Below are 8,230 nucleotides of genomic sequence, written 5' to 3'. Positions count from 1 at the left end.
AAGAGAAGGTCGCTCCTTCTCCCTAATTATTGCATCTTATTTTTATTGATACCAAACTGTGCTAAGATTTCAAGAAGCTGTTTTTTTGTATCCTCAACAGAACCATTATTATTAATTACAGCGTCCGCGAGCCTGAGTTTATCAGACAATGGCATTTGCGAATGGATCCTTGCTTCTGCATCCTCAATAGATAGGTTATTTCTCGCGATTAATCTTTTTAATTGCGTTTCATTGTCAACAAATACTAGTAATGTTTTATCCACCATATACGTAAGTTTACTTTCAAATAGTAACGGTATATCGAGAACAACCACTTCTTCACCGTTCTTTTTCGCCGTTTCGACTTTTTCCTTCATTCTTCTTCTGACTTCTGGGTGAACGATGTCATTTAATAATTGTCGTTTTTCGACTTGATGAAAAATAATCGAGCCCAGTTTAGGCCGATCGATTTCTCCATCGGCTAATAATATATCATCGCCAAACTCAGCAATGATCTTAAAATAAGCCGTTTCACCTTTCATTACCGCAAGGCGTGCTTCAATATCTGCATCAACAACAGTGATATTCATTTCTTTGAAAAAGTTAGAGACTGTACTTTTTCCACTGGCAATTCCGCCTGTTAAACCGATAACTAATGACATCCCAAAATCCTCTTTCTGGTTCTTATAATTTCCATATACCAATAATGATTAATAAAATCCCTGGCAAAAAGGTGAACTTTTGAATCCATTCAAATTTATGAAAAAAAGTTCCACTTTTTATTCCTAAAAGTACAAACAACGAACTCATAATCGCGACAGTGAACGCTAAATAATAAGGAGAGAAACCTAGCATCGCTGCTCCAATCCCAGCTCCAAAGGCATCCAGCGACAAGGCAAACCCTAACATTAACGCCTCAATCCCAGTAATCGTACCAGATTGATCGAAATCAGCCGACATCGGCTTCTTCAATATATTAATAGCTAATCCAAGGGACTTGATCTCAAAATTCACGATTGTCTTTTCCTGATCTAGTACGTCCTTTTCTTTTTCTGGCCGAAAAAATTGAAACAAAACCCAAGCACCAAGACCAATTAGGATTATTCCCCCTAGGCTTGCCGTAATTCTTGGTGATAAAACTTTCTCAAGTCCGTGTCCAATTGACACTGCGATCATTAAGGAAATAGCAGAGCAACTTGCAATAATAATTATTGACCTAAGCGGCATGATCATTTTCCTTAGTCCATAGGTAAATCCTACGCTAAAGCTGTCAAGGCTAAGTGCAAAAGCGAGGATGAGAAGTGATAACAACTGAACCATGATGTCTAGGGCTCCTTCCACCAAAATCATTACGATAGTATATGGCAGGAGCCTATCCATGGTTAATGTTATTCTATTTTCACCTTTACTTTTCTAATCTGCTTCGATCTTTTGGCATTGTGGACAATAATGGGTTCCTCTTCCGCCAACAGTTGTTTTTTCTAAAGGTGTCCCGCACCGCTTACACTCTTCACCTTTTCGACCGTAAGCATATAATTCAAGCTGGAACATTCCAATTTCACCTTGAGAGTTAACATACGATCGAATCGTACTTCCCCCTTTTTTAACTGCTTCACTTAAGGTTGCAACAATTTCACGATGAAGAAGGTTAAGTTCATTTGCATCTAGTGTGTTGGCAATACGTTCTGGATGGATGCCGGCCCTAAAAAGCGCTTCATCCACATAGATATTACCCAACCCCACAAAAACTTTTTGGTCTAATAAAGCGGTTTTAATTTTTCGATTCGTTTTTTTCAGCCTTTCCGCCAGATACTGGACGGTAAATTCCTCTGAAAAAGGTTCAGGGCCCAGTCCTATTAAGGGCTCCGTTAAAAATTCATCCCCTTTTTTATAGAGGTGCATGGTTCCAAATTTCCGAACGTCCCGATACCTTAATTCGGTCCCATCTGTAAAATGAAAGAGAACATGTGTATGTTTATCATAGGGCTCATCCTTAGGATATAATCCGTACTTTCCTTCCATTCTTAAATGGGAAACTAGAGCGAAATTTCCTGTATAGATAATTAAAAATTTCCCTCTTCTGCCTACATCGATAATAGTCTCCCCAATCAAGGCATCGACAAATTGTTCTACTTCTAGTGGGGTTTTTATGATTTTTGGCCAATAGACAGTTATATCCTTGATTGTTTTATTAACCACTAATTTTTTTAATGTTTTTCGAACGGTTTCTACTTCTGGAAGTTCTGGCAAGATAGCCCCCCCCTTTTATTTAGCATCAAACCAAGTTGGCCCGTAGGCATAATCCACTTTCAACGGCACCTTTAATTCGAGGGCATTTTCCATCACATCTGGGACTAACTTCTTCAAAATTTCTAATTCATCCTCTGGTGCTTCAAAAATTAATTCATCATGGACCTGAAGTAAAAGCCGTGTTTTTAACCCCATGTCCTTTAATGCCTCGTCCATATCTATCATTGCTTTTTTTATGATATCAGCAGCACTGCCTTGAATTGGCGTGTTCATAGCAGTTCTTTCCGCAAAACTTCGGATATTAAAATTACGCGCAGTAATTTCAGGAATATATCTTCTTCTTTGCAAAAGAGTTGAAACATATCCTTTTTGCTTAGCTGAGTGAATAATATCATCCATATATTCTTTGACACCTGGGTAAGTATCTAAATAGCGTTCAATGAATTGACCGGCTTCCTTCCTGGTTATTCCTAAGGATTGGGATAGTCCATAATCACTGATTCCATAGACAATTCCAAAATTAACGGCTTTTGCCTGACGCCTCATATTCGAGGTTACCGCATCTTTATTGACGTGAAAAACCTCCATCGCGGTCTTCGTATGAATATCCATATCTTCCTTAAATGCTTGAATCAGCTTATCATCACCAGCAATATCAGCAAGAACGCGAAGTTCAATCTGGGAATAGTCCGCAGCAAAAATGATCCACCCTTCCTCAGATGGAACAAAGGCTTGTCGGATTTTCCGACCTTCTTCCAAACGAATCGGGATATTTTGCAAATTGGGATCAATTGAACTTAACCGCCCTGTCGCTGTTAATGTTTGTTGATATCTTGTATGGACTTTTCCAGTTTTAGGATTAATCACCTTTAACAATCCTTCTATATAGGTAGATTGGAGCTTTCCTAATTGTCTGTATAGAAGGATGTATTCAATAATTTCATGATCCTCCGCTAACTTCTCCAATACATCAGCTGACGTGGAATAACCTGTTTTTGTTTTCTTTAATGAAGGCAGGTTTAATTTTTCAAATAAAATAACGCCAAGCTGTTTCGGTGAGTTGATATTGAATTTTTCGCCTGCTAATTCACATATCTTTTCTTCAATTTCAATTAGTCTTTCATTTAGTTCTTTGCCCATTGTCTGGAGCCGTTCCTGCTCGACTTTGATTCCACATGATTCCATATCGGCTAAGATAAGCGATAATGGCATTTCAAGTTCGGTAAATAACTCATATTGTTCATTTTTCCTTAGTTCATCCTCTAGTTTTCCTCTTATGTCAGACATGGCAAGACTTTTACGGACAAGATGTTCTGCAAGTTGTGTTACTTCAGGGACCTTTCGTTTCGCCCCTTTCCCATAAAAAGATTCATCGGTTTGGATTGTATGTACATCAAATCGTTTTGTAATCGCGGCGAGATCTTCAATGTTTTCTGAAGGATTTATGATATAGGACGCCATCAGAATATCAAAATCGACCCCTTTTAAATGAATATCATATCTTCGTAAAGAGACTTCAGAGCGCTTAGCATCATAAACCGTCTTCTTTTTACTTTCATCCTCCGCCCATTTTTTGAAAACTTCAGATTGTATTACCTGTTCAGTAGGGAAGTAGAAATGACCGTTTTCATTGACGAGGGAGAAACCAATAATCTCCGCATAATGATAATTATCATCTAACATCTCAACATAAAAATAGTTATCATCTGCGAATATCTCTTCCGTGATTTCTTCTGGAGTTTGAAACTCAATCTCCTCCAGTTCTGGCACATCAGCCATGTCTGGACCTTCTCCCAGCTTGTCCAATAACGAATGAAAGCCTAATTCTTTAAAGAGAGCGACTAATTTATCGCGCGTAAAACCCTCATAAGCAATCGTGTCTATATTTACTTCGATAGGTGCTTGCCTTTCAATTGTTGCCAGTTCTTTACTCATTATGGCTTGATCCTTAAATTCTTCCAACTTCTCTTTTAGCTTATTACCATTAACCTGGTCAATGGAGGCTAATAAATTTTCAAGCGTAGTAAACTCCTTTAAAAGTTTGATAGCTGTTTTTTCACCAACACCGGGTACACCAGGAATATTATCGGAAGGGTCTCCCATCAGCCCCTTCATATCAATGATTTGGTCTGGTGTAAGTCCATATTTTTCAGCGACATGTTCAGGGGTATATTCCTCAATATCTGTAATACCTTTGCGGGTGATTCCAACGGTAGTCGTTGGTGAAGAGAGTTGCGTTAAATCTTTATCTCCGGAAATCACCTTTACTTCATACCCATCATGTTCAGCACTTAATGATAAGGTACCAATGATATCATCGGCCTCATAATTTTCAAGTTCATACCTAGAGATTCCATAGGCATCTAGAAGGTCACGAATGAACGGAAATTGTTCCGATAGCTCAGGCGGAGTTTTTTGTCTGCCGCCTTTATATTCACTAAAGGTTTTATGTCGAAAGGTCGTTTTTCCCGCGTCAAATGCGACAAGGATATGGCTTGGCTTTTCATCCTCAAGTATTTTCATCAGCATCATCGTAAAGCCATATACGGCATTCGTGTGAATTCCTTTATCATTATTAAGCAGGGGTAGTGCAAAGAATGCCCGGTACGCAATACTATTTCCATCTATAAGGACAAGTTTCTTTTTTTCCATTTATATCCACCTTCCGAAATCACCTTAAATATTTATATAATTCAATTATAAACTCGCTTCCTTCACCCAATTCACTTCTAACACTTATATTTCCATGATGGGCTTCAATTAAATGCTTAACTATCGCTAGTCCAAGTCCAGTACCACCAGAGTTCCGGCTCCTATCTCGGTCGACACGGTAAAATCGTTCAAAAATACGCGGAATTTCTTCCTTACTAATTCCGATCCCCGTGTCTTTTACATGTACTCGTACCTTTTCACTGTGTTGGAGTAGGATAATTTCCACATACCCTTCAGGCCGAGTGTAGTTCATGGCATTGGCAATCAAGTTAATAAACACTTGTTTTAAACGGTCTAAATCCCCCTGGATCATCACTTGATCTTGCTTACAAAGAAGGTTAATCCGGATATTCTTTGCTTGGGCTTTTCCACTAAGAATCGTAATAACTTCTTTTAATAGCTCGTACAAATCTAGTTCCTGAATATTTAATCTGAAGCCCTGTTGTTCTATTTTTGAAAGATCTAATAGATCTTGGATGAGGGTTTGGAGACGGTCACTTTCTTTGAGAATAATGGAAAGAAACGCTTCCAATGTTTCTTTATTATTCATGGCACCATCCATCAGTGTTTCAGCAAACCCTTTAATAGAAGTGACTGGGGTTTTTAATTCATGTGATACGTTGGCCACAAAATCCTTACGCATTTGCTCGAGTTTTTTAATTTCAGTAATATCATGAAATACGAGCAAAACACCTTTCCAAACATTGTTGGTTCCGAGAATCGGGACACCATAAACAACAAAGTATCTTCGTTCAATGAATAGTGGAACCAGTATTTGTTTGCTAACCTTCTTTTCCGTCCGAAAAACTTCAGCCACTAATTGACAAATTTCCTCATATTCAATAACTTCATAATAAACTTTATTTAAATAATCGCTAGAATTGACGTGGAAAATATCAATAAATCCTTTATTGATTAGGTTAATGTACCCTCGACTATCAATTAACACTAAACCAGCGCCCATATTTTCAATTAACGCACTGAGCCGATCCTGCTGTATTTCTTGTGCTTTAGTGAGCTCTTGCAGGTTTTCGGCCAGCATATTGATTGATGACCCAAGCATACCCGTTTCATCTAATCTACTTACTGTAGTTCGCGCACGGTAATTTCCTTTAGCCAGTTCAATGGCTACATTTGTAGCAGCCTCAATTGGTTTTGTATACTTTGAGGTAATTCTTACACATAGAAAAATTATAATAATGATGGCAATCCCAAGACAAATGGAAAGAACCCACAAGACTTCAATTTTCAGATGTTGAGTTAGTGACTCTAGGTAATAGCTTTTAAATAATTGACCTAACAAAATTCCTACCCCAACTAATACAATAATAATTAATATGATTAGTGATATTAGCAGTCCTTTTCGGAATTTGGTCATTCTCCCTTCGGCTCCTCCAGTTTATAGCCCAAGCCCCGAATGGTTTTGATATAGGCTGGCTTTTTTGTGTCCACTTCAACTTTTTCTCTTAAGTGTGAGATATGTACATCGACTATTCTAGTATCGCCAGCAAAGTCATAATTCCAAACAGCACTTAATAATTGATCACGAGTCATAACACGCCCTTTATTTTGAGCAAGATAAAGAAGCAATTCAAATTCTTTTAAGGTTAACTCCAACAGATTGTCGTTAAAATAAGCCTCATATTTGTCAGAATTGATTTTTAAATTACCTATTTGTAGTAACCCCGTCTCTTCCCCACTTACCTGTGCAGCTTCCGTTTGAATTTGTGTCCTTCTAAGGATTGCTTTGACACGGGCAATCACTTCTCTTGGACTGAAAGGTTTCACCATGTAATCATCTGCACCCAGCTCTAGCCCCAGGATTTTATCGAATTCATCCTCTTTAGCTGTTAACATTAGAATCGGAGTCATAATCTTGTTTTGTCTCAACTGCTTACAAACTTCCATTCCATCCATTTTAGGCAGCATAAGATCTAAAACAATGATATCAGGAGATTGGGTCTCAGCGATTTGTTTCCCCGCTTCACCATCCATTGCTGTTATTACCTCAAACCCCGCTTGCTCTAAGTTATATTGTAGTAAAGTCACAATTGACTGTTCATCATCGACAACAAGCACTCTATTTTTCATAATAACCCCCACTTTTTTATTTACCTCCATTATAATAATAAAGTTTATGTATTTTCTAGTTTTACAAAACTTTAACAAACGAACTTCGTATGAGTTAGGTTTTTGAAAAGTTAACCAAAAAGTCATTACTTCTACCAAATTTCCACATTATTTTTTATAAAATTAACTTGAACACGAGAAAGGAAGTGGAATATGGCTTACAAAAATCGAAATGAATCCGGTGAATTATTAATTCTCAGAATTTTAAACCGACGTATGGGTTTAAAAGCAGAGGAACAAAAAAAGTATTTAAACCTAGAAAAAGGCTTTAAGGGTGAAACTCAATTCGACGAATTAACTGAGAATCTTCAAAGTCAGTGCATTATACTAAACGAATTACTGCTTGAGGTTAATGAATCTAAATTTCAAATTGATACCACCATCATTTTCCAAGATGCTATTTACCCTTTTGAAGTTAAAAATTATGATGGCGACTTTATTTACAAACCTGACAGGCTGAAAAAGATTTCCGGTAAAGATTATAAAAATCCCCTCGACCAACTAAAACGAACCCAGTTTTTGTTCAGCCAATTACTTCAAAATTTAGGATATAATATTCCCATTGAGGGATCCGTTGTATTTATTAACCCCGAGTTTACATTATATGAAGCCCCTCCAAACAAGCCCTTTGTTTTCCCGACACAATTAAACCAGCTAATAAAAAAACTGGAAAAGGTACCTGCAAAATTAACTAATCGGCATTTCAAACTTGCTGATAAGCTTGTTTCCCTACATCAAATTGAATCACCTTATACTAGACTCCCTCCTTATGATTATAATCAGCAAAAAAAAGGTATTACCTGTGCAAAATGTAACTCATTTAATGTAACTTTTTCAACAGGAGCCAGGAAAGTTTTTTGTGATATATGTAAATGTGAGGAGGGGATTGAATCTGCTATTTTACGTAATGTGGAGGAAATAAAACTATTATTTCCTGATATAAAAATTACAACTAATTTAGTCTATGAATGGTGTAGTGGGGTTGTAGCAAAAAAAACAATAAAAAAATATTTAAAGAAAAACTATCAATCCATTGGGAACAAAAAATATACATATTATATATGAATTGACTTGTCATAGCTCGTTTCTTACATGGATCTCTCCAATGAACCCGGAATGAGTGGGTGCTCATCCTTCGGGCTTTATGAACCACTCTTAT

General features: G+C 37.2%; 7 protein-coding genes. 1 reads left to right on the top strand and 6 read right to left on the bottom strand.

Annotated elements, in window-relative coordinates:
• Positions 1–26: 26 nt before the first annotated feature.
• The 6 genes from coaE to V7659_RS28920 form a co-directional block, all read right to left on the bottom strand.
• Positions 27–641: a dephospho-CoA kinase gene (gene coaE / locus V7659_RS28945; protein ID WP_335543501.1), complete on the bottom strand. Its 615-nt coding sequence runs from the start codon at positions 639–641 to the stop codon at positions 27–29.
• Between the two features lie 22 nt (positions 642–663).
• Positions 664–1,299 (bottom strand): sporulation membrane protein YtaF, encoded by a 636-nt coding sequence (gene ytaF, locus V7659_RS28940; protein ID WP_335543500.1) that lies wholly within the window; start codon positions 1,297–1,299, stop codon positions 664–666.
• A gap of 93 nt (positions 1,300–1,392) precedes the next feature.
• Positions 1,393–2,229: a DNA-formamidopyrimidine glycosylase gene (gene mutM / locus V7659_RS28935; RefSeq protein ID WP_335543499.1), complete on the bottom strand. Its 837-nt coding sequence runs from the start codon at positions 2,227–2,229 to the stop codon at positions 1,393–1,395.
• Positions 2,230–2,244: 15 nt separating this feature from the next.
• Positions 2,245–4,881, bottom strand: coding sequence for a DNA polymerase I (gene polA / locus V7659_RS28930; protein ID WP_335543498.1), 2,637 nt, complete (start codon positions 4,879–4,881; stop codon positions 2,245–2,247).
• A gap of 19 nt (positions 4,882–4,900) precedes the next feature.
• Positions 4,901–6,319, bottom strand: coding sequence for a two-component system histidine kinase PnpS (gene pnpS, locus V7659_RS28925; protein WP_335543497.1), 1,419 nt, complete (start codon positions 6,317–6,319; stop codon positions 4,901–4,903).
• Positions 6,316–7,032, bottom strand: coding sequence for a response regulator transcription factor (locus V7659_RS28920; RefSeq protein WP_335543496.1), 717 nt, complete (start codon positions 7,030–7,032; stop codon positions 6,316–6,318). The genes pnpS and V7659_RS28920 overlap by 4 nt, the downstream gene beginning before the upstream one ends.
• 192 nt (positions 7,033–7,224) lie before the next feature.
• Between V7659_RS28920 and V7659_RS28915 the strand changes: the two genes are divergently transcribed.
• A complete protein-coding gene (locus tag V7659_RS28915) occupies positions 7,225–8,136 on the top strand; it encodes a nuclease-related domain-containing protein (protein ID WP_335543495.1) in 912 nt (303 codons plus the stop codon).
• Positions 8,137–8,230 lie beyond the last annotated feature (94 nt).

This window comes from Neobacillus drentensis (genome assembly GCF_036966985.1).
GTDB classification, from domain to species: Bacteria; Bacillota; Bacilli; order Bacillales; family Cytobacillaceae; genus Neobacillus; species Neobacillus drentensis_E.
The sequence above is the reverse complement of the archived record's forward strand: the minus strand, read 5'-3'. Positions and strand labels throughout refer to the sequence as shown.